This window comes from Halorubrum sp. SP3, from assembly GCF_005435195.1.
Taxonomy (GTDB): domain Archaea; phylum Halobacteriota; class Halobacteria; order Halobacteriales; family Haloferacaceae; genus Halorubrum; species Halorubrum sodomense.
The window spans coordinates 1-352 of sequence record NZ_SGTU01000484.1; the positions used below are offsets into that span (position 1 = coordinate 1).

General features: G+C 48.0%; 1 protein-coding gene. It reads right to left on the reverse strand.

Translation table 11 applies throughout. The features are described 5' to 3' along the window. Positions 1-352: NAD-dependent epimerase/dehydratase family protein (locus EXE42_RS17325; protein ID WP_137707099.1), on the reverse strand; the 352-nt coding region annotated here is incomplete at both ends.

The following is a 352-nucleotide window of genomic DNA, read 5'->3' on the forward strand; positions in this document are numbered from 1 at the left end:
GTCAGGTTGGCGGCGCTTTGGATCGTCTTTGGGAAGCGGTTTATGAGTGATCTCAGAGGCTGAGTCCACGATAGATAGAATAATTTTCGCGAGTTCAGATATCGTCACTTCGTCTCTGCTTCCAATGTTCACGACTTCCCCGTCTAAGCCCTCTGTCTCCATTAGTTGACGGAGCCCACGAATTTCGTCATCTACATAACAAAAGCTACGCGTCTGTGTTCCATCACCGTATACTGTTAGATCCTCTCCAGAAAGCGACTGCCTGATAAATGTTGGAACGACTCGGCCGTCGTTTGGCCTCATCCGAGGTCCATACGTATTAAATATTCTTGCCGTTCGAACATCAACATCG